At 59.8% G+C, this 21,269-nt stretch carries 16 protein-coding genes; 1 reads left to right on the top strand and 15 read right to left on the bottom strand.

Features of this window, described 5'->3' with window-relative positions:
* Position 1: 1 nt before the first annotated feature.
* The 14 genes from tssL to tssH all read right to left on the bottom strand — a co-directional run bounded on the left by tssL (position 2) and on the right by tssH (position 16,495).
* Positions 2–1,339: a type VI secretion system protein TssL, long form gene (gene tssL, locus RAS12_RS27180; RefSeq protein ID WP_306943295.1), complete on the bottom strand. Its 1,338-nt coding sequence runs from the start codon at positions 1,337–1,339 to the stop codon at positions 2–4.
* Complete coding sequence (gene tssK, locus RAS12_RS27175; protein ID WP_306943293.1) at positions 1,336–2,685, bottom strand: type VI secretion system baseplate subunit TssK; 1,350 nt, start codon at positions 2,683–2,685, stop codon at positions 1,336–1,338. Before tssK ends, tssL begins: the two co-directional genes overlap by 4 nt.
* A 5-nt stretch (positions 2,686–2,690) precedes the next feature.
* Positions 2,691–3,230: a type VI secretion system lipoprotein TssJ gene (gene tssJ, locus RAS12_RS27170; protein WP_306943291.1), complete on the bottom strand. Its 540-nt coding sequence runs from the start codon at positions 3,228–3,230 to the stop codon at positions 2,691–2,693.
* A gap of 132 nt (positions 3,231–3,362) precedes the next feature.
* The gene (locus RAS12_RS27165; protein ID WP_306943289.1) at positions 3,363–3,845 is read right to left on the bottom strand and encodes an Hcp family type VI secretion system effector; all 483 of its coding nucleotides are present in this window, start codon (positions 3,843–3,845) and stop codon (positions 3,363–3,365) included.
* A 118-nt stretch (positions 3,846–3,963) separates the two neighbouring features.
* On the bottom strand, positions 3,964–5,466 hold the full coding sequence (gene tssC, locus RAS12_RS27160; RefSeq protein ID WP_306943287.1) for a type VI secretion system contractile sheath large subunit: 1,503 nt from the start codon (positions 5,464–5,466) through the stop codon (positions 3,964–3,966).
* A gap of 41 nt (positions 5,467–5,507) precedes the next feature.
* Positions 5,508–6,041 carry a type VI secretion system contractile sheath small subunit gene (gene tssB, locus RAS12_RS27155; RefSeq protein ID WP_306943284.1) on the bottom strand — a complete coding sequence of 178 codons (534 nt, stop codon included), beginning with the start codon at positions 6,039–6,041 and terminating at the stop codon, positions 5,508–5,510.
* Positions 6,042–6,270: 229 nt separating this feature from the next.
* A complete protein-coding gene (locus tag RAS12_RS27150) occupies positions 6,271–7,767 on the bottom strand; it encodes an OmpA family protein (RefSeq protein WP_306943283.1) in 1,497 nt (498 codons plus the stop codon).
* A 4-nt stretch (positions 7,768–7,771) separates the two neighbouring features.
* Positions 7,772–8,296, bottom strand: a complete 525-nt coding sequence (locus tag RAS12_RS27145; protein ID WP_306943281.1) for a DotU family type IV/VI secretion system protein — start codon at positions 8,294–8,296, stop codon at positions 7,772–7,774.
* Positions 8,293–8,853, bottom strand: coding sequence for a fimbrial protein (locus tag RAS12_RS27140; RefSeq protein WP_306943279.1), 561 nt, complete (start codon positions 8,851–8,853; stop codon positions 8,293–8,295). Before RAS12_RS27140 ends, RAS12_RS27145 begins: the two co-directional genes overlap by 4 nt.
* Positions 8,843–11,434 (bottom strand): fimbria/pilus outer membrane usher protein, encoded by a 2,592-nt coding sequence (locus RAS12_RS27135; RefSeq protein ID WP_371321320.1) that lies wholly within the window; start codon positions 11,432–11,434, stop codon positions 8,843–8,845. Before RAS12_RS27135 ends, RAS12_RS27140 begins: the two co-directional genes overlap by 11 nt.
* Positions 11,435–11,560: 126 nt before the next feature.
* Positions 11,561–12,226 carry a fimbria/pilus periplasmic chaperone gene (locus RAS12_RS27130; RefSeq protein ID WP_306943277.1) on the bottom strand — a complete coding sequence of 222 codons (666 nt, stop codon included), beginning with the start codon at positions 12,224–12,226 and terminating at the stop codon, positions 11,561–11,563.
* A gap of 159 nt (positions 12,227–12,385) precedes the next feature.
* Entirely contained in the window at positions 12,386–12,919 is a 534-nt protein-coding gene (locus tag RAS12_RS27125) for a fimbrial protein (RefSeq protein WP_306943275.1), read from the bottom strand.
* Between the two features lie 268 nt (positions 12,920–13,187).
* Positions 13,188–13,835, bottom strand: coding sequence for a response regulator (locus RAS12_RS27120; RefSeq protein ID WP_306943273.1), 648 nt, complete (start codon positions 13,833–13,835; stop codon positions 13,188–13,190).
* 11 nt (positions 13,836–13,846) lie between these two features.
* Entirely contained in the window at positions 13,847–16,495 is a 2,649-nt protein-coding gene (gene tssH, locus RAS12_RS27115) for a type VI secretion system ATPase TssH (RefSeq protein ID WP_306943271.1), read from the bottom strand.
* A gap of 358 nt (positions 16,496–16,853) precedes the next feature.
* Here tssH and RAS12_RS27110 point away from each other — a divergent pair, with 358 nt between their 5' ends.
* Positions 16,854–17,543 (top strand): response regulator transcription factor, encoded by a 690-nt coding sequence (locus RAS12_RS27110; RefSeq protein WP_306943269.1) that lies wholly within the window; start codon positions 16,854–16,856, stop codon positions 17,541–17,543.
* 142 nt (positions 17,544–17,685) lie between these two features.
* Here RAS12_RS27110 and RAS12_RS27105 read toward each other — a convergent pair whose 3' ends face one another.
* On the bottom strand, positions 17,686–21,036 hold the full coding sequence (locus RAS12_RS27105; RefSeq protein WP_306943267.1) for an autotransporter family protein: 3,351 nt from the start codon (positions 21,034–21,036) through the stop codon (positions 17,686–17,688).
* Between the last annotated feature and the right edge of the window lie 233 nt (positions 21,037–21,269).

Raw genomic sequence — 21,269 nt, 5'->3', positions numbered from 1 at the left:
GTCAATACGACGTTACGTACAGTTCAACGCGGCGGTTCTGCGCACGGCCTTCCGGCGTAGCGTTGTCGCCCAGCGGACTGAATTCACCACGGCCCGCGGCGACGGCCTGCTCAGGCGTCAGACCACGCTTGAGGAACACATCGCGAACGAACTCCGCACGCTTTTGCGACAGCGCCTGGTTGTCCGGAAACTGCCGGGTACGGATCGGTTGGTTGTCGGTGTAGCCCACCACTTCCACCTTGCCGTCCACGCGCTTGACCTCGTCCGCCACGCGCTCCAACACAGCAACCATCGGGGCGTACACGTCAGCGCGCCCTGAAACGAACATCGTGTCGCCCGGGAAGGTCACCAAGGTCCGCTTGGGTTCTTCACGCAACTTCACCAAACCGCGCGCGATTTCTTCTTTCAGCAGTTCGGTCAAACGCAACCGGGATACTTGCGGCGCTTGCCCTGCCACGCCTGCCACCAAGGCAGCGGCGGCCGGCTCAGGCTGCGCTTCCAGGCCAACCTGCAAAATTCGGTACGCCAGCGTGTCGCGTTGCGAACCCACGTTATCCAGCAAGTAGGCAAATACACTTGCGCACACCAATAGCGCTATGGCCGCGCTCAACCAACCCGGAACAATGCGCCGAGCGTTGTTTACGACGGGACCTTCGCCACGCCAATTCACGGAAAGCTCGTTCGTGGCAGCATCACGCGCACGCGCCACAAGCGCCGACAGGCGCTGACGAATCTGTTCCAGATGGCGGTGGCCATCGGCCACCACGCTATAGCGGCCTTCAAAGCCCAAACCCAGAATGTGATAAAGCACTTCGAGCGTCCCGGCGTACTCCTCGGGATCACTGGCCATCCGGCCAATCAGCAGGAAGAACTTCTCGCCGCCGTCGACTTCACCTTCAAAAGCGATCAGCAGACCTTGCGCCGCCCACACGCCGCCCGCGCCCCAGACACTGCGGTTGGCAGCTTCGTCCAGCGCGGTACACAAGCAGTACCGCGCCACGGCGACTTGCTTCCACGCCACGCCCGCCTTGTCGCAGAGATTCTGAAATTGCCCGATCTCACGCATCAGCAATTGGCGCAAAGCCATAATTGCAGTTTGATCTGGCAGGTTTTCGGGCATCGACGCCAGCAAACGCAGCAAAGGCCCAGCGGCCTCCAGCAGCGGGTTGTGCGCCACGCGCACTTCTTCAAGACGAATCGCCAGATCCGCAGCCGTGCCTTCGTCGTCCAGTGCAATCTCCACCGCCCTCGGCGGCTCGGATAGCGAACGTGCAGGCAGGCCGGGGGCCGTGGCCGTCAACAGGTCGAACGTTCTTGCATCAAAACCGGGCGCATTCATCGGCTTCGAACTCCCCACAGTTCAAGTTTCAGTTCGGGAAAATGCCCAGCGATATGCAGGGCCAGTCCGCCCTGACGCGCAATCTGGTCCCACAGCGGCCCGGTTCGGTTCAGCTCGAAATACACATTGCCTGCCGCAAAAGGAATCTGACGCGGCGGCACGGGCAGCGGGGAAAGCGTCACGCCAGGCAAGTGCGAACGGATCAACTCAGGCAAGCGGTGCGGATGCGAGATCTTTGTCTGCGACACGAACTGTTGAAGCAACTGATCCGGTGTCATCTGGGCACTGACCGCCAACACCAGGTTGGCGTAGCCTTGCAGCTCGGACGGCATCAACGTGGCGGTCCGAATACCGTGGGCCTGTTCCACCAGCGCGATCGGCTGGGCACTGCGCACCAACACTTGGTTCAACAGGCTGTGGACCTCAGCAACCAGGGGCTGAATACTGCGGTACAGCTGCGCGTGGTCATAGCCAGGCGCGGGCGGCGGACGCCGCGATTGCGGCCTGACATACGTGGCCAGATCGCCCGCCAGCATCGCCAGCGTCGTGTACAAAGTTTCAGGCGGGGTTTCACCGACCCTACAGATATGGTCAAGCAGCGGGTCATATCGATTCAGAATCTGCAACAGCAGATAATCCGACACTTCCGCAGCTGACGTCACATTGCCCTGTCCGCTAGACAAACGGCCGGCCAGCGCATCGGCGCGTAGCTTGACCAGGCCTTGCAACTGCTGCCCCCACTGCACCAACAGCGGATTGGCCGCGCAGGCGCTGACCGGCGGAATGAAGTCGCCATCATGCAATGTCACGGAACCATCCGAGAGAATCGACTTCACACGGCCCAGCGCCACGCCGATCCACGACTGCGTCAACTCTTTCTCGGGCAGCAGGCGCAATTGCAAATGCGCGAGTTGCACCGCCTTGGGGCCTTGGCCGATTGCGTTGCTATCGGCCATTTCCTTGTCAAACGCCACATAGCGCGCCATCGAGCCGGAATCATGCTCGAACACGGTCTCGTCCACGTCCGGCAGGCGCAACGGCACCGCCAGATAGATCAACTGGTTCAAGTGTTCCGGCAACACCGTCAGCGGCGCTGGCGGAAGATTATGCGCAGGAATGTCAAAGGGCGTGCCATCGGGAAACACGCCCGACCCTTTTTGCAAGGCAACCTTTCCGAACGATAGCGACTCGTGGTCGATCTCGTACCGCGAATACCCCCAGAAAAAGGGACCCGCAGGCGCCGCGCGCTTGTGCGCAAAAAATTCTAGATATCGTTCTTGCTGCTGGAACAACTGCGGAATGAGGAATAGCCCCTCGCTCCATACAACTTTGCTGTATAGACTCATTTTCTTCAATCCGCCTCGGTAACAGACACGGTGTCGGCGCCGACTTTTATTCGTACGCGCACAGTCTGGTTGGATGAGCTGAACCAGCCCTGGGCCTGCTTGGCAGGCATCACATAGGTGGCACGCCACACGCTGCGCCCAAGATCGCGATAACCCGCGATCACGCCTATCGCCACCGTCTTGTCGTCGGCGCGGCGCTTGATGTTCTTGACATCAGAAGGCCGCAGCAACAAGTCATCAGCATCAGCGAGATCAGCGCCCAGCACTTGGCGCGGCTTGCCCTGAAGCGAAAAGAAATCAGCGTCTTCAAACACCGATCTGGACTTCAATTCAAAGACTCGGACTTGAATGGGCGCCGGACGCCCTTGAGCGTCAGCGTTCACGCTCGCGTCGGCCTCGATCACGATGTCCAGATTCACCGTCTTCTCCGGCGACTCTTTCTTACTGGCGCAAGCAGACAGCATCATCGCAAACAGCAAAAATGCCAGCATGCACGATGACCGCATACGGCCTAGCAGAAAACGGTAAATGTCGGTTTTATTCATAGGATCAACGCACGCCGCCACCTGCTCTGCGACAGGCAGAGCGTCTCGCAACGCGCAATACAGTACGAAGAGGACAGATGGCGCTGCACTGTCGCAGCGCCATCTGTCCTGATTTCAGGAAACCCGCTAGGCTTAGGCCGCGTTTTTCTTGATGTCGAACGTGGCCGTCACGGCACCGCCGCTGCCGCCCTGGGCGTTCTGGATGATGTATTCCTGCTTCATGCTGGTGAACGACAGGCTGACGCGTTCACGGGGACGCGATTCGTCGGTCGACACGCCTTCGGGGCTGACGCGGGTAACCAGAACGTCGTTCATCGTCAGCTTCAGGTATTCCAGCGGGCTGCCGCCGGACTTGCGCACGACCAGTTGCGCTTGCTTGATGTGCTTGCCCAACAGGCAGTACTGAACCAGGTTGGGGGTTGCGCGATCGATGAAGTGTTCAAACGACAGATCATCAACGGTAGCCTTGCCGGTGCCGCCGCCCGAGCCCATATGCATGTTGGACTGTTGCGACACGCTCCACGACCAGCTCAGCACTTCGATTTCATTCTTGTGAGTCGAGTCTTCTGCCTCGCCTTCGATGCCGTCGATCTTGAGGAAAATATCGTGTGCCATTAGAAATCCTTTACACCATGTATTGTTTCGAAAATGGCCGGATTAGATTCAAGAGCATTCCAGCCAACTGCTCCGGCGGAAAATCCGCCACACTCAACTTGCTATAACGACCGGCTGCTTAAGCCGCCGCCTTGACGGACGGCAGCTTGGCGACCAGGCGCAGCGACACCGTCAGGCCTTCCAGCTGGAAGTGCGGGCGCAGGAAGAACTTGGCTTGGTAGTAACCGGGGTTGCCTTCAACATCCTCAACCACGACTTCAGCCGCAGCCAAGGGACGACGCGCCTTGGTTTCTTGCGAGCTGTTGGCGGGATCGGCATCGACGTAATTCATCACCCATTCGTTCAACCACGACTGCATTTCGTCGCGTTCCTTGAACGAACCGATTTTGTCGCGCACGATGCACTTCAGGTAGTGCGCGAAACGCGAGCAGGCGAACAGGTAGGGCAAACGTGCCGACAGATTGGCGTTGGCCGTTGCGTCGGCGTCGTAGTACTCAGCAGGCTTTTGCAGCGACTGGGCGCCGATGAAGGCCGCGTAGTTGGTGCTCTTGCGGTGGATCAGCGGAATGAACCCAGCCTTCGACAACTCGGCCTCGCGGCGATCGGAAATCGCGATCTCGGTCGGGCACTTCATGTCCACGCCGCCGTCGTCCGTCGGGAACGTATGGCAAGGCAGGTTTTCAACCACACCGCCGCTTTCCACACCGCGGATCAGCGTGCACCAGCCGTATTCCTTGAAGGAGCGGTTGATGTTGACTGCCATCGCATACGCGGCGTTGGACCACACGTACTTGCGGTGATCGGAACCGTCAGTCGACTCTTCGAAATCGAATTCATCGACCGGGTTGGTCTTGGCGCCGTAAGGCAGACGCGACAAGAAGCGCGGCATCGCCAGACCGATGTAGCGGGCATCTTCCGAATTGCGCAGCGCATTCCACGGAGCGTATTCAAGGTTCTGCGTGAAGATCTTGGTCAGATCGCGCGGATTGGCGAGTTCTTGCCACGAATCCATTTGCAGTACCGAAGGCGCCGCGCCACCGATGAAGGGTGCGTGCGAAGCCGCGGCCACCTTGGCGATCGAAGCCAGCAGATCCACATCGTGCGGTGTGTGGTCGAAGTAATAGTCCGCCACCAGGCAACCGTAAGGCTCGCCGCCCAGCTGACCGTATTCTTCTTCATAGACTTGCTTGAAGACCGGGCTTTGATCCCATGCCAGGCCCTTGTGCCGCTTCATCGTGCGGCGCAGTTCCTCTTTGGACAGATCCATGAAACGGATCTTCAGCTTTTCGTCGGTCTCAGTGTTGTTGACGAGGTGATGCAAACCACGCCAGGCGCTTTCCAGTTGCTGGAATTCCGGATGATGCAAGATCAGGTTGATCTGCTCGGACAGCTTTCTGTCGATTTCACCAATGATCGCCGCGATGCTCTTGTAAGCGTCGTCCGACACGCGCGCGACATTCGTCAGCGCCTGCTCGGCCAGCGTTTGCACGGCACGTTCGACGGCCGCACGCGCCTGATCGGTCTTGGGCTTGAACTCGCGCGCCAGTAGGTTGTTGAAATCTGACTGCAACTCCTCTGGTTGCGCGACGATATTCTGTACGGACTTTTCCTTGACAGCCATTTCTCTCTCTTTCAGTATCTGATTTGCGTCGCAGCGGCGTCTTACTCAGCCGCCGTCTCTTCTGCCTTCACGGCAGGCTTGGGCTTGGGTTCTTTAGCCAGGGTCTGAAGCAGAGTGGGGTCGCTCAACACCTGATTGATCAGGGTTTCGGCGCCAGCTTTGCCGTCCATGTAGGTCTGCAGGTTGGCCAATTGCGTTCTGGCTTCCAGCAGCTTGGACAGCGGCTCAACCTTGCGAGCGATCGCGGCCGGGGAAAAGTCATCCATGCTTTCAAACGTGATATCGACCATGATCTGGCCATCACCCGTCAGGGTGTTCGGCGCGGCGAATGCCACGCGCGGCTGAATCGCTTTCATGCGCTCGTCGAAGTTGTCGATATCGATGCTCAGGAACTTGCGCTCGCCTACAGCCGGCAATGCCTCAATCGGTTTGCCAGACAGATCTGCAAGCACACCCATGACAAAGGGAAGCTCGACTTTGCGCTCGGACCCGTAGATCTCAACGTCATACTCAATCTGAACTCGGGGCGCGCGATTACGCGCGATGAACTTCTGTGAACTATTGGAAATCGCCATGTTTACTCCGACGCTATCTGAGGTGTGTACGAAAGTCGGAACCAGGCGCTCGTTGACGTGCGCCCTGCCCGCCTTCGGGACGTCGCGCTCATGTGGCAAGCACGAACAATCCCAATACGCTCGAAGCTTAGGCAAGCCGCGCGCCGGCTGGAATCAGCGCTGTCCTAGTTCCGAAGAGTTGTGTGTGGAAATCACAATTTTTTTCGAAATAGGTGCTGCTGACACAAATTCACTCGGCAGGCACGGCGTCCGGAGTGAAAGCGCCACATGCAAAGCCGCTCGAAGGAGGCGCCGTCAAGGTGATCTCCACACGACGATTCAGCGCCCGTCCAGCCGCTGTGGCGTTGTCTTCGCTGGGTTGTGCCGAGCCTCGGCCCACCACATAGAAGCGGCCCGGTTGCGCGCCGCTCATGGCAATCAGTTCATCGCGTACGGCTTGCGCACGAGCCAGTGACAGTGCATCGTTTTGCTCCGCCGTGCCCGTTGCATCGGTGTGGCCAACCACCTGCACAAGCAGGTCCGGGTTGGCGCGCAACAACTGCGCAACGGGCTCAAGCAACCGAATAGCCGTCGCACGCACCAAGCTCGCGTTGCCGCTTTCAAATACCGCCATGCTGTCCAGGCGCAAAGCCGTCTGCGGCGGCCGGTATGCCGAGATCGCCTCCGACAAGCTCTTCCAGGTGCTTTCTCCGCCCGCCTGGTGGTGTAACCATGACTTGGGGCCGCCTTGACCCAAGCGGGTCCCCAGATCATCGTGATCATTGCGCACCTGAATCAGCGCGGCGCACTTGTCGAACATGCGATCTTGAGGAACAGATTCGTAGACGCGCAGATCTTCCGTGAACCGATCGATATCCTGCTTGACCCGCAAATAGGGAACGCCAAGCAGGAATACGGTTGCCAGCACAAGCGTCAACACGCTTGCCGCTACGCCGGCGCCGCGCCATCGCGGCGTACGCGGTTTCTCTGCCGCGCGTTCCGTCCAGGCAGCGTGCGGACGCTTGGCGTCAAAACTCAATGGCGGCAGCGGCAGCGCGCCGCCTACCGGTCGCGGCAGCATTGGATTCAGCCCAGTCCGGGCCGCAAGCCAACGCAACCATGCGGACATATTGGGCAGCGTTGTGCCCGCATCCACCAGAAACACGCCGCCCAGGAACAAGGGCGGTGTGCTGGCGATTTCTTCCATCGAAGCCAGCAACGCCGCCTCGGCCGACCAATCCAGCACTGACAGCGCCAGGCGCTCACGCAACATGTCCGGCCCGGGCAAGCGCCGCGCCGCGCTCATGCGCAGTGTCTGCATGGCGTGCCGCAAGTTGATGCGGCTCTCTGGATGATTACCGGTAGAAATCCGGCTTCTAAGCTTGACGGGATGCTCGCCGGCCGGACCCAGGCACGCGTACACGGCCAGATAGGCCGGCACCGGCGCATTGCCCTGCACCGAACAGCGTGCAATAGCTTTGCGCCACTCGCGCCATTCGCGGCGCATTGCCATGTCGTCACCGCCCGTCGGAACCAGCGGCAATACCACCGCGCACGGCGCGCCATCGTGCGAAGCTTCGCGAAGCATGCGCACCAAGTCTTCGGGCTCTGCGGCAAGCACCCAAGCCGCACTTCCGCCCCAACGCTTTTGCAGCAGGTCTTGCGTGGCGGATTCATCGGGCCTGCCGAACAGATGGGCGCCCGCGGGGCCCGCCACGATGACCGTGGCGACGCCTCGTTTTTGCATCAGTTCACTCACTGTCAATCACCTCATCTGCCGCCGGCCACATCAGGCGCAATCGATCGCTCAACCGGCGGCAACGCCACGCCGTATCGGAGCGGCGGCGCAGCAAACCCGCTGCAAACAGTCGCACATACCAGTGCAGCCAGCCCGCCCCAACCCGGGATTCCGAAGCAACAACGTCAATGTCAGCCAGCACTTCCTGCACCGCGCCCGGCTCACCCAATTCGACCTGGCACAGGGACGCGTCTTCCCACTCTTTACGCATCTGCGCCGAACACGAGGCCAACGTGGCCTCGTCCAGCAGCACAGCGTGGGAAAGGCGCAGGCTTCTCGCTTGCGCGGGCGTCACCGCCAAACTCAGCAGATCATCGTCAAACCCTGCCAGCAACGCCACGCAACGTGCGCGCCACGCGTGCATTGGCCCCATGTCGGCGTTCTGTTCAAGCACAGCCAGATGAAGCAACGTGTCGTCCAGCAAGGGCGTGTAGGTGAACAGATCCGGATCAGCGCCGGACCCCATGAATTCCGTCATGGGATATCAAGCACATAGTTGACGTAGGTGTTCACCACGCCCGCCGTGGCGCCGCCCGTGCCGTAATAACGGGCGAAGTACACCAATTGCAGGATGCCCTCGCTGCCATCGGCACTGATGGGGGTTACGCTGGTCTTGTCGCCCACCCGGATCACGCTGCCTGATTCATTCAGCAACTCGACCCGCACTCCCTGAGCCGCAACGCCAGGCGAGGCATCCTGTGGAATCAGGCGTCCATTTGCGTCAACAGTGACTCCGGCCTGGAAGTAGGCTCGCACGGTCCCGATTGTGCCCTCGCACTCGATCGGAATCTCAAAGCGAGTGGCTCCAGCCACATCGCCGGGCGAAGCCAGGGACCGGGCCGCAACGGTCGGCAACTCCACCGTAATGGCTTCGCTGCCGGCTTGCACGTTGCAGCTCAACGGAACGTAGCGTCCCGCGAACGTGATATGAACATCCGCTGTCGAGGCAAATGCGCCACCTGGCACCAGCGTCGCGGCCGCCAGCAAAGCGACGGTGGACGACCTCGAGAACAGCCTAAGCGCTTTACATTTCATGGTCACTCGCCTTCTCTGGAACGGCTTGGGCTATCGGCTCGAGAGGCCGGCACTCTACCTGTAGCCGGACGATTCCTGACCTGTCTGCCGGCCGTTTTTCGGCTGTTTCAGTCGGAAGTCGATAAGCAGCCCGGCACTGCTGGTCTGCCCCTTCGCCCCAGCGGACTCGCACAGCCCCCTGTTCCGCCATCCCGCGCAGCAGCGCGGTTCCGGCCTGACCCACCGTGCCCAGCGCCTTTTGGCCCTCTTCCTGAAATACGTTTGCCCCCAAAGGCACCGCCTCGGCGCCGTCACGGCGCAGACGCAACAGCACGGGCCTGCCTTGGGTCGTGCGCAATTCCACGAGCACGATGGAATCCAGCGTAGGTACAACTTCCTCGGACGTACTGCCCAATTCCACATCCATACCGAGCTTGGCGGGGTCCAGCATCACACTGTTGACCCGGTACGGCGTCAAAGCCGGCACCAGCGCGTAGCCATTGCCATCAATCTCGGCCCCCTGGCCGTTGATCAATCGCGCACCCGTGGCGCCCTTGGCTTGCACCAACGCTGCCGCGCGTCCGAGCGATGGCCCGGCCGTCACGCCACCAGCGTGTGCCACCAACGCACCGCGAACCCCTACCGAAGCCTGCTGCATCTGATTACCCACTGACGCGTTCGCCGTATAGGTACCAAAAGGCGCGCGATAGGAGCCGTAGCCGCCCAACGTGTTGGTACTGGAACTCGAGCCACCGGTCTGCGCCGTCGACGCAGTCAGCCCGAACGAAACCGGCACGTCGGTACCGCCGGTGCCACTAGCCGATGCCTGCACGACGTGGTCACCATTGGACGAGCGGGTAATCGTGCTGCTAAGACTGTTGAAGCGTGGCCCCGTATCCGTAGAACTTCGTCCCAGCGGAATCGACAGCGTCAACATCACCTGATTACTCAGCGTTGCCGATTCGCCGCTGCGTATGCGCTGCGCGTAGATGGAGTAGCCCACAGTGCGGAAGCTGCTGCTGTAACCAACCTGAAATTGCAGATCGCTACCGGAGTCGGCGCGCCAATAGTTTTGGCGGCTGCCGGTGATGAACACATTACCCCGATCACCGACGGGCTGCGATACGTTGATCTGGAATCGTTCCCTGACCCTATAGTCGTACCAAGTTCGAGAAGATTCGTCGCTTCCCGCGCGCGCAAAGAGCGCGTCACGCAGCGAGTAGAAGTTGGAGGTGGAGTAGCGATACCCCGCCATGGAAAACCGGGTGCCCGTGTCAGACAGCATGTTGGCGTAGTTCACCCGCGTGCTTAAGCCCGTGCTGGTTGAGCCCGAGACCTGGGTGCGTGCGCCTGTCACGTCCAGCGAGAACGCGCCCACGGGTGTGTTGATAGCAGAGCCGAGCATCAGCGAGGTATACCCTTCCGAGGCCTGACTGCCCGCGTACGCCGTCACCGCATCGGTCAAGCCGTACTGATAGGTGCCTTCGAACATCAAAGGTTCACTATCGAACTCTGAATTGCGATATTTGCCTATGCCTAAGCTATAGCGCTGCAAGCCTTCCCGCAACAGCAGCGGCACCGACGCAAACGGTACGCTGAAAGTGCTTTGACGCCCATCTGCCTCTTGGACGGTGACTTCCAGGTCGCCGCCATAACCCGAAGCCGGCAAGTCCGAGAGTTCGAACGGTCCAGCAGAGACGTTTTCCTCATGCAGCACACGTCCGCCTTGCCGCACTGTGACGACAGCGTTTGTGTCGGCGATGCCGCGCACAACAGGCGCGTAGCTGCGCATTGAGTCCGGCAGCATCCGGTCATCGCTGAACACTCGGACGCCGCGCAAGCTGGTCGTGTCAAAGAGCTCACCGCTGGTATAGCTATCGCCCAGCACAAGCTGGCTGCGCCACGGTTCGATGCCGCGTTGCGCATACGTTTCCAAGCTGTTCCAGCTGGAATTCCCACGGTTTGACCAGCTCTTGGTGGACCGCTGGCGCAAACGCCATGGGCCTAGATTCACCCCTGACGTCAACCCGAGATACATATTACTGAAATCGCTGGCACCGTGGTTAGGACGGCTGGAATACGCGTTCAGGCTGTAGTCCAGCAAGCCCACCGTAGCGCCGTTATCCCAACGCGCGGGATCGACCCAGCCGCGGGCGCGCGCATACATGAATGCCTGCGGCACGCTCAGGTCCAGCACCAGGTCACCCAGGTCCATATAGGCCCGTGAACCGGGCACGGCCACACTGAGCGCCAGGCATTCGCCCGATTCGCCAGTTGACTCGGCGGGCGTCTGGGGCAGACCTCCCACGCTAGCAGCTTGTGCGCGCGCAGAGTCTATGCCTAAAGTCTCCAACTCACGGCGGGTGAAGCAAGGCTCGGTTCTGCCCGTTGCATCCACCGTTTGAAATTGCACATCAAACCGGCCTACACGCTGGCCGTTAACTCTGATATCGGCGGCGTAAACGCCAGGCAGTACCGCGTTGCCTTGGCTGAACCGCGACAGGTCCATAGGGGCTCCAAACAGGAACCTGGAGTCGAAATTTACTTCGGCGTACATCGGGGCTGCGGCAGGTTCCGCTGCATTTGCAGCGTAAGGCAACATCAGCACTGTGATCGCCGCCTTGCACCACTTTCCACTCCCCGCCTGGCCAGCTTTGGCCGAGGCTCTTGTCGCCCGTGTTCTTTGCAACTTCACGCCACCTCGCAACATCATTTTTTCCTTTGAACCCTAGGGGCGCGGCAGGACTTCCGCGATCGTCTGCACTTCCGCGCCATAGTCGTTAATGGCTCCGAATCGGATCTTTCCCGCTTCCACAGGCGGCGTGGTTCCTGCCCTGTTCACGGAGCGCGTCAGTTCCAAAGAGCCGAACGGCGGGACCATGGATTGGTCAAAGACGACTTGGGCGCCAGCAACATTCGCCTGAATGCGGCTGAAGGTGACGTGATAGGGGGTCGGATTCTGCACCCGGATGACGCCCTTTTCGGCGACCGTCCAGGTCAGGGCATTCGGCGCATCTTCGACCTGCATGGGAAGGTTGTCCGGACGCAGAAACAGCTTGAGCCGCGTACGCATAGCCAACTGCATAAAGTTGGCATCAGCCTTGTTTTCGGCCTTGGGCGGCACTTCGAGAACGTTCAAGAAATAGAGTGACTCGCGATCTTTCGGGAGGTCCGCGCCCGTGTATACGATACGCAGCGTCTGTCCCTTTTGAGGCTCGACCCGCGATAAGGGCGGCGTCACAATAAACGGCACATCCAGCTTGCTAGGCGACTCATTGAGTGAGCCGTCATCTATCCAAGACTGGACTAACAACGGTTTTGTGTCTGCATTGCGCAAGCGCACGCTGACCTCACGGCTGCCTTCCGGGTAAACAATGCGGGTGCCGGTGATCACCACACCTGCGTCTACGCTAACGGCCACGCAAGCCAAAAGCACGGCCACCGCCGCGCGCAAAGAAACGAGGAACACGACAGTCCTTGGATATAAAAGGCAAAAAAATGCCGCAGAGGGCGGGACGCCCCCCGCGGCCATTCAACTCAGACGCGCAAAGCCTTACGGATAGGCCAGCGTGAACTCAGCGAAGGATTGGACGATGCCGGGGGTGGTAGCAGCCGTTGCATAGTATTGGCCGCCATAGGTCATGGTCGCCTTGTGCGTGGTGGCATTGACATCAAAGAGGGCGCCTGCGCTGCCAGCTTCGATTACCGTACGATCGGCGTTCACCAGCTGCACGGTCACATTGCCAGCAGCGCCGGTGGTGGCGTTGTTCTGCAGGGTGCGGGTGGCCGCATCCATGTTGGTCATTTCAAAGTGGGCACGGACTTGCGTCAGAGCTGCCGGGCATTCTTCCACCAAGATATCGAAGGGCGTCGAACCTGCGGTTTCAGTTGCTTGGGTCAGCGATTTCGTCGACAACGTGGGCAGCGTGACCAGCTGATCTTCATAACCGGTCGTGATCGTGCAAGTCTGGTCAGTCAGCAGACCGTTGAAATTCACCTTGCCGGTGCCGACGGATTGAGCGCTTACGGGCATTGCTGCGCTGACCAGCATAGCGGCCAGGGTCAAACCAAAAATCTTGGATTTCATCTTACTTTCCTAATCTTGAATATCGAGGTAAAAAAACAGTGGTCAAAATTCAAAACACGACAACTCGATTCACCTAACCGCTGCGGCGGGCAAGCTTCGTTTGTCCATCATCTGACAGGACCTCGATCAGTCTAGGCAGCGCCAGGCAACGCGCACATCAGCGCTGTCTGACGCGCATCGAAATAACAACGGCTTAAGCGTCTGGCAACGCAACAATCGGACGGCATTGCGCACGTTCGATCACTTTGTTTCATGGCGGCGCTGCGGATCACGCAGTGAGTCCATTTCGCATGCCGTAGCGAACAAGCTCGATATCCGTTTGCACGTCGAGCTTGCGCATCGCAGCGCGCTTCTGCGCGCTCACGGTTTGCTTGCTGCGCCCGAACTTCGCCGCGATTTCACCGACTGACAGGCCCGACAGAAACAAGCGCACTACCTCGACTTCGCTGCGCGTCAGCGTGCCAGCGCGATCGGTGGCAGGCGTGGCTCCTTCCGGCTTGAGCACACTGTTGATGCGTGGCGAGCGATAGCGTTCGCCACGCCAGACTGCTTGCAGGGCATTGCGCAAGTGCTCGGACATATCCCCTTTGCTGACAATGCCCCGCACGCCCTGATTATCAAGAGCCTGCAATACCAGCGGGCTGTCGATTGACGTCAGCACGATGAGCTTGAGCGCGGGGTACCGTTGCTGGATCAACGACAGCATGCCCAAACCGTCGCCGAAATCGGCGCCCGACATGACGTAGTCACTGATCAGCACATCACAAGCCTGACACTGAAGAATGTTGAACAACTGAGTGGAATTCGTAGCGCAAGCCACTACCCTTGCGTGGTCAACGGCGGCGATCTCGACTTGAACGCCTTTGATGCAAACGGGATGGCCGTCCGCCACCACAACACGGATAGGATTGAGCATATTCAGTCGCCTCAGTTTCCATCAACCAGATGGGGTTCGAACGCAAACGCGCTGTCGGGGCCAGCGTCCTTATCCAACAGCTTGATGTCCACGCGCTCCAGCGCCTTGCGGTCGGCCATTGCATCCATCCAAACTGCCGCCAGACGCGGCAGAATGTGTTGTTCCAGGAAACCAATCAACGCGCGCGCACCAGTCTGGTCGACTCGGCAGGCGGCCACGACGTAGTCAATAACGTCTTGCTCGTAGCAGAGCTGCGCCTTCAACGTGTCTGCCATACGGCGCACGACGCGATCCAGATGCAGGCGCACGATGCTGGCCAGCGCATCCGCGCGCAGCGGCGCGTAGGGCACGATCGTCATGCGTCCAAGCAACGCCGCCGGGAAGCGGGCCAACAGCTCCGAGTCAATGGCGTGACGCAAGCCGTCAAACGTCGGCGGCGATTCCTCATCCGCGCACAACGTCGATATCAGTTCGCTGGCAACGTTGGTCGTAAGCAGAATGATCGTGTTCCGGAAGTCGATATAGCGCCCGTCGCCGTCTTCCATGTAGCCCTTGTCAAAGACCTGGAAGAACAGCTCGTGCACGTCGCTATGCGCCTTTTCAACTTCGTCTAGCAAGATCACCGAGTAAGGCCGGCGGCGCACGGCTTCGGTCAGCACGCCCCCTTCCCCGTACCCGACGTATCCAGGAGGCGCGCCACGCAAACCGGACACCGTATGCGACTCTTGATACTCGCTCAGGTTGATGGAGATCAGGTTCTGTTCACCGCCGTAAAGCGATTCGGCCAAGGCCAGCGCAGTTTCGGTTTTACCCACGCCCGAAGGACCCGCAAGCAGGAACACGCCTTGGGGCTTCTGCGGATCGGACAATCCGGCGCGAGCCGTGCGCACGCGTTGCACGATGCGTTCGATGGGCTGCGATTGGCCGATCACGCGCGCATGCAGTGCGCCTTGAAGATTGCGCACCGCCGTGATCTCGTCGGTCAACATGCGTCCCACGGGGATGCCCGTCCAGTCGGCAACGATTTCCGCGACCGCGCTATCGCCCACCTCGGGATGCACCAGAGGCGCCTCGCCCTGCATTGCGCGCAAGGCTTGCGCGGCCTCAGCCAAGGCGGCGGCCGATTCGGTTTCTGCGCCGTCTTCCCCGCCCTTTAACGCAGCAACTCGCCGCTCCAACAGGGACTGCACCTGCGCCGTCTGTTCTTGCCAGCGCTGTTCAATGGCGGCCTTCTCCTCACGCAGCGCAGCCATACGCTCGTCCAGCTCCGCCAGATCGGCCGCATCGCGCAAGCCGATGGTAGCCTCGGCGCTTAACAGGTCGCGCTCGGATTCGCAGGCCAGCATGCGCTGCTCAACATGCTCCAATGCCTTGGGAGGCGCGTGTTGCGATAGCGCCACTCGCGCACACGCCGTGTCGAGCAGGCTGATGGCTTTGTCAGGCAGTTGCCGAGTGGGCAGGTAGCGTTGCGACAAGGTCACCGCAGCGCGCACGGCGTCATCACGCACCAGCACGCCGTGGTGGCGCGCAAAGCTAGGCACCAGGCCGCGCACCATGGCTACAGCCTGCTCCAGCTGCGGCTCCGCCACTTGCAGCATGTGGAAGCGACGGGTCAGCGCGGGATCTTTTTCGATGTAGCGCTTGTATTCCGCCCACGTGGTCGCGCCGATCACGCGCAGATCACCGCGCGCCAGCATCGGCTTGAGCAGGTTCGCGGCGTCTCCCGTGCCAGCCTGACCGCCTGCGCCAATCAAGGTGTGCATTTCGTCGATGAAGAGGATGGTCATGGCTGTGGAACGCTTAGCCGCGTCCAGCAGGCCCTTCAGGCGTGACTCGAACTCACCCTTCACGCTGGCGCCCGCCAGCATGGCGCCGATATCCACGTTCAACACGCGCGCACCGGCCAGCATGGGCGGCACGGAGCCGCGTGCGATCGCCAGCGCCAGCCCCTCGACGACAGCCGTCTTGCCCACGCCGGCCTCACCGGTCAGCATCGGGTTGTTTTGGCGGCGGCGCATCAACACGTCCACCATGGCGCGTATCTCAATCTCGCGGCTCAGAACCGGGTCCAAGCCGCCTTCGCGGGCGCGGGCAGTCAAGTCGGTGCAGAACTTGCTCAACACGTCGCCTTCGCCACCCATGCCAACGGCTTCTTCTGGCGCCTTTGCATCCTCGGTGCCCGAGGTTTCCGGAGAGCCTTCGATCCAGGCGCGCAATGGCCCGGCCAGTTCGTCCATGGGGATCTTGCGGAATTCAGGAGAAATTCCAAGCAGCACACGACGCAACTCAGGATCTGTTGCCAAGGCATGCACCAGCCAGGCGCCGCGGATGCGCGTATCGGTAAATTGCAGCGTGGTGCTGATCCATGCGCGCTCAACCGCGATCTCAACTTGATGAGAGAAGTCGCTGACCGATCCCGCGCCGCCCGGCAACGATGCCAGAGCTTCGCGAACATGCAGGTCTATGACCTCAGTGTCCGCTCCGACGTGACGCAGGATGCGCTGCAAATCGCCGTCGGATTGATTCAACAACTGATGCAGCCAATGCACCACTTCCACATACGGATTTCCGCGTAATTTGCAGAACGCCGTTGCCGATTCCAGGCTCTGGAACATGCGTTGGTTGAGTTTTCCGAACAGGACGCGCCGAAGAATTGTCATTCGCTTTTTAAATGTGGGCCAAAGAAACCTTATGAGGCTATCCAGCATTTATCGTGAAAACAATCGGACTGGACAGAACCTTGCCCGCACTGAGTAAGACTTTGGGCGTTACCCAAAAATCAAAATCGCGTGCGGATTCAGTGGGTCGAAGTACCCGTACTAAGACCAAGGTCCACTTTTCGGGATAGTCCTATTCCCCGAAAGCCTCCGTGCGATAAGAATGCTCCTATGCACGCACCATGGTGTTTTTTACGCGCGTGCCCGACTGAAATTCCCACTTTCAGCATCCCACAACGTGCCGCCCACAAGACGGTGCGTATCTTCATATTTGGCAGATAGGGAAACCCTACTGATTTATATGCACCCGACCCGTGTAAAGCTCGCCATCCTAGACAGCCATCCCCTCGTAATTCAAGGGCTTACCGCGATATTCGCGGACTACATCGACTTCGATGTACTTGGCACATTCGATGACAGCGTTGGATTGTTAGACATGATGCTGGCAACGCCTGCCAATGTGGTGTTGATGGAGTATTTTCTAGACAACACCAACCAGGATGGCGCCCAACTCATCCCCATCTTGCGGCAACGTCATCCTGGCGCCAGGATCGTGATCTTTTCCGCAACACAAGACCCCAGCATCGCCGCATTGGCGTTGCGCCAGGGCGCTCATGGCTATATCAATAAAACCGCTTCAGAAAACACCATCATCGAAGCGCTGCGCCGCGTTCACGGCGGTGGACGTTTTGTCGATCCGGCGATTCGGCATCTGCTGCCCGATAGCCTGTTTCCCATTCGCCGATCAGGCGCCAGTGAAGGTCCTGTGGGCCGTATGCAAGCTTTGCTGGATAGCGCCGAGCTTTCCCCTAGCGAAAGCATGGTCGTTAAGAAGTTCGTCGCAGGCGAGAATGTGATGGAAATCGCGGCACGCTTGCGGAAAAGCCCCAAGACCGTCAGCACACAAAAGGCAGCGGCATTCCGCAAGCTCGGCGTGTCTTCGGACAGCGGCTTGTATCGCCTGATCAGCAGCGCAGGCGAGCTGCACTAACGGCACGCCAAGCGTCGCGCTGTGCGCGACGCTTACCCAAATACGTTTTCGTCTCTTCAAAAACAGTCTGGCCGGTTCAGGTTTCAACACCTGAACCGGCCAGTTTTTTATTGCACCCTAAGTCTAGGTGCAATAGCAGGCATTACCAGCGGTAGTTGATATTCAACATGCCGCCATACCCGCGCTGATCGCCACTGCCCATTTGGCCCGACACCTGACCCGACAAGTACAGAGACTTGCCAATCCGGCCTTCAGCGCCCAGCTTGAGTTCGGCCGCATTGCGCATTGGCGCGGCGCTCAACGAGTTGCCGCCCATATTGACGCTCGGATTGCCAGAGTTGTGCAGCCAGTTCGTTTCCAGGAAGGGGCGAACAAGCGATGCGGCGTCCGCCTTACCCTGCGGATACACACGCACGCCAACACGGGTACTCACGGCGTTGGGGCTGTCGCTCGTCATCTCCATGCCTTGCAGCGTAGCGCGCGCGGCGTCGTAGTGCGTGTAGGCCACTTGAGCCTGAGGCACAAGCACCACCGCGCCCAGCGCCGACGACGAAGAGAAAGGCTGCACGGCATAACCCGCTTCCAGCGATGCTGTCCAGACGTTGGAGTGGTAGCGCGCCGAACCCAATTCGCTGTTGATCTGGTTGGAATAGCGGCCATACTGCAACCACGAATCCGCGTACGGGCCCAAGCCGGTTGCCACGTTGCCGTAGACAGTTGCATACAAGCCCACGGAATAACCTGACACCTTGCCGCGCGCCTTGGCATCCACGCTCTGGTTCGTGCCGGGCACCATAAGGCGCGACGTGGACGTCACACGCGCATCGCCATAACCCGCCATCACGCCAGCCACCGCAAGGCCTTCATTGGGCAGCAGGCCATACAGGACGTCGCCGCCCAGATGGATGATGCTGCGGTCCGTGTCCACGCTGACCTTACCTTCGGACATGCGCAGCTTGCCATCATGACTACCCTCTACACGAGCCCAGCCGCCGAACGGCAACGAGGCGGTGTTGTCGCCAGCAAGGGGCGCGCGCGCAATCACGCGATCGTGCAAGCCGTGCATGAACATACGCGAGGCGGCCAATTGGTTGCCGACGTATGCGCCGCTTTCGGGCGAGACGTTCTTGACCACGGGCGCGTCCGGCGGCAACACCAAGTCTGGCGGCGTAAATGGGCCACCGGGATAGACAGGATCGTTCTGCGGCGGATTCTGCGTGTAAGGCTTCTCGGTTTCGGTTTCAGGATCGACGTAAGTCGGATCAAAGACAGATGTCAGATACCAATCCGCCGCAACGCCTTGATTGCCGCCACGCACCAGGCTGTAGTCATAACCCTTGATCGCAACGGTGCCCGAGCTGGCGCGGAAGCCTGTCGAGCCGGTATCAAGATGGAAGGCATCCGTCGTCGTCGTGCCGCCGTTAATGGTTTCGACCAGACGAATACCCTGATCTGTTTGTGCACCCACGCCGCCGCTATTGATCACGCGCATCGACGTGACGCCCGACGTGGTGCCGCCATCAATCACCAGCTTGTCGGTCGGCGACGCATCGTCACCCAGCTGCGTATTCATGACCAAGGTACCGCCGCCCACATAGTTATTCACGGTCAGCGTCTTGAAGCCCGCGTTCGCATTGGGCGAAACAAAGCTGACCGTTCCAGCGTTATTCAGCGTGCCCAGGTTGGAATTTCCGCGCACGTTCCAAACACTGGAATTGTCCAGCGACAGGCTATTTACGCGCCCGCCCAGACTAACGACAGCACCCGTCAAGGTGCTGCCGCCATTGAGCGTCATATCCAGCACGCCGCTGTTCGCCAGCACACTGCCGGTCAGCGTGGAGCCCGTAGCATCGACGTTGACTTGGCCAGTCTGGTAAGTCGCGGTGGAGGTAGTTAACACGTCGGTTTGAATCGCAATGCCGTCATCCACGACACCCCCCGTGCGCGCCAACACCCGGGAATTTTCGAGCACGATATTGTGGTTTGAACCCGTTGCCACCAAACCAATGCCGTCAGTGGTCTCGATTACGGACCCATTCGTCACTCGCGAGACATTGGTAAACGCGCCGCTGCCCAAGATATAGGACCACAACCCGTGCGCATCTTTCCCTTGCGTCAGAATCTTCGAATTATCCAACTGGAGAGACGCCAGATTGTTCTGCTCGACGCCAGCCGAATTCTGACCGCTGGTGGTTATCGTGGTCCCCGTTGCGATCATCGAGGCAGTGCTGCCTGACGTGTACAGACCAGACGCACCGACGCCTCCCGTTTCTACGGTGGAATCGGTCAGAGAGATATTGGCGCCCGCTCCGCGGGACATTGCCCCCACTGCACCGGCGCCAGCAGTCTTGATCTTGATATTTGTCGCAATAGTGCTCGGCACAGCCCCAGTGGTTGAGGCATAGAGGCCAAACGCATTGGCGCCAGCCGTGGTGATGGAGCCGTCATTCAACGTCACCCTCCCAGCCCGGTTGTCGATGCCGACGCTGCCAGAAACAATGCTGAAATTGCGAGCGTCAAAAGCCGCGTTCGGTAAGGGCATCCAAACCCCTACAGCAGACGCTCCCAACGCATTGATTGCTACGTTCTCAACGGTGGCCGATGAGCCGTCCATATTGAGATTGATGCCGTAACCAAAATCGGCAGTCGATGTCAGCGTCGCGTCCTTGATATTGGCCGTTCCGGCTTTGACGCCACTTAGCGCTCGTACCATAACCGCGGAAGTGACGGCCGACACCGACCCGCCCTGCATCGTCAGCGTGCCGCTGTCCACATTAATGCCGTTGGCGCTGCCGCTGTTCACGTTCGTATCCGTCAACACGAGCGTCGAAGTGAGACCCTGTACCTGGAGTTGACCTCCCGTTGTGTTGACGTCCTGAAGTTCAATCCGCCCGCCATTGACTGCATTGGCGGCATAGCTGATGACACCGGTAGCGTTTGTGCTGATGTCCAGCGACTTGGCAGTGATCAGCGAGTTGACGCCGTCCGCGAGCAGACCAGTGGCGGTATTGGAAACCACGGAAACTGAACCGCCTTCCAACTTAATCTTGCCACCGCCCAGCGCATAGGCCCCGTGGGAATACTGGCCCAGGGTGCTGATCGCCGTATTGGTAGCCGTGATCACACTGCCTGCATTTTCCGCATACAGCCCGTGTGCCTGTTGCCCCACGCCCAGCGTATTGACACTGCTGTTCGACAAGTTCACTACGCCGCCTGTCGTGGCGCTGACACCCTTGGTAGCGGCGGAGTTCGGGCCGCCAGCCTTGATCGAAAGATTGTCTGCGGTGACGCTGTTTCCGGCGACAGAAACCGACAGAGCGGAGCCGCTTGCGTCAAACGTAATACTGCTGCCCGGGTCCAGGGTACGCTGCGTGAGACCGGTCGAGTCTGACACAGTCACCTGGCCGATTTCGGCTGCCATGCTGATTGCGGGAAATACCGGAACACTGGCAGCTAGCAACGCTGCCATCAAGGGGGTCAAATGGAATTTCATGAGAAAAGGAGTCCTTACCCCTTTTCCGCATTCTGGCCACGGTATACATCCGTAACGCAGAGACGATCACGATGAGTTCGAGCTAACGGAAAAGGGGCATCAATTCGTGATGCCCCGAATTCTCCGCAGCGCGTCGAAGCGCGAGTATTGGACCGGTACGAAATTCGCCCTATTCCGGCCCTACCAATTATCAAGGATTGTCAAGAACGCAATACTTGGCTGCAATGCGCGTC

Source organism: Achromobacter seleniivolatilans, from assembly GCF_030864005.1.
Classification (GTDB): Bacteria; Pseudomonadota; Gammaproteobacteria; order Burkholderiales; family Burkholderiaceae_B; genus Achromobacter; species Achromobacter seleniivolatilans.
The sequence above is the reverse complement of the archived record's forward strand: the minus strand, read 5'-3'. Positions and strand labels throughout refer to the sequence as shown.

Excerpts from the sequence above, each read along its gene's own strand:
- tssL (WP_306943295.1), bottom strand. The coding sequence starts at position 1,339 with ATGAATGCGCCCGGTTTTGATGCAAGAACGTTCGACCTGTTGACGGCC.
- tssK (WP_306943293.1), bottom strand. The coding sequence starts at position 2,685 with ATGAGTCTATACAGCAAAGTTGTATGGAGCGAGGGGCTATTCCTCATT.
- tssJ (WP_306943291.1), bottom strand. The coding sequence starts at position 3,230 with ATGAATAAAACCGACATTTACCGTTTTCTGCTAGGCCGTATGCGGTCA.
- RAS12_RS27165 (WP_306943289.1), bottom strand. The coding sequence starts at position 3,845 with ATGGCACACGATATTTTCCTCAAGATCGACGGCATCGAAGGCGAGGCA.
- tssC (WP_306943287.1), bottom strand. The coding sequence starts at position 5,466 with ATGGCTGTCAAGGAAAAGTCCGTACAGAATATCGTCGCGCAACCAGAG.
- tssB (WP_306943284.1), bottom strand. The coding sequence starts at position 6,041 with ATGGCGATTTCCAATAGTTCACAGAAGTTCATCGCGCGTAATCGCGCG.
- RAS12_RS27150 (WP_306943283.1), bottom strand. The coding sequence starts at position 7,767 with ATGCAAAAACGAGGCGTCGCCACGGTCATCGTGGCGGGCCCCGCGGGC.
- RAS12_RS27145 (WP_306943281.1), bottom strand. The coding sequence starts at position 8,296 with ATGACGGAATTCATGGGGTCCGGCGCTGATCCGGATCTGTTCACCTAC.
- RAS12_RS27140 (WP_306943279.1), bottom strand. The coding sequence starts at position 8,853 with ATGAAATGTAAAGCGCTTAGGCTGTTCTCGAGGTCGTCCACCGTCGCT.
- RAS12_RS27135 (WP_371321320.1), bottom strand. The coding sequence starts at position 11,434 with ATGTTGCCTTACGCTGCAAATGCAGCGGAACCTGCCGCAGCCCCGATG.
- RAS12_RS27125 (WP_306943275.1), bottom strand. The coding sequence starts at position 12,919 with ATGAAATCCAAGATTTTTGGTTTGACCCTGGCCGCTATGCTGGTCAGC.
- RAS12_RS27120 (WP_306943273.1), bottom strand. The coding sequence starts at position 13,835 with ATGCTCAATCCTATCCGTGTTGTGGTGGCGGACGGCCATCCCGTTTGC.
- tssH (WP_306943271.1), bottom strand. The coding sequence starts at position 16,495 with ATGACAATTCTTCGGCGCGTCCTGTTCGGAAAACTCAACCAACGCATG.
- RAS12_RS27110 (WP_306943269.1), top strand. The coding sequence starts at position 16,854 with ATGCACCCGACCCGTGTAAAGCTCGCCATCCTAGACAGCCATCCCCTC.
- RAS12_RS27105 (WP_306943267.1), bottom strand. The coding sequence starts at position 21,036 with ATGAAATTCCATTTGACCCCCTTGATGGCAGCGTTGCTAGCTGCCAGT.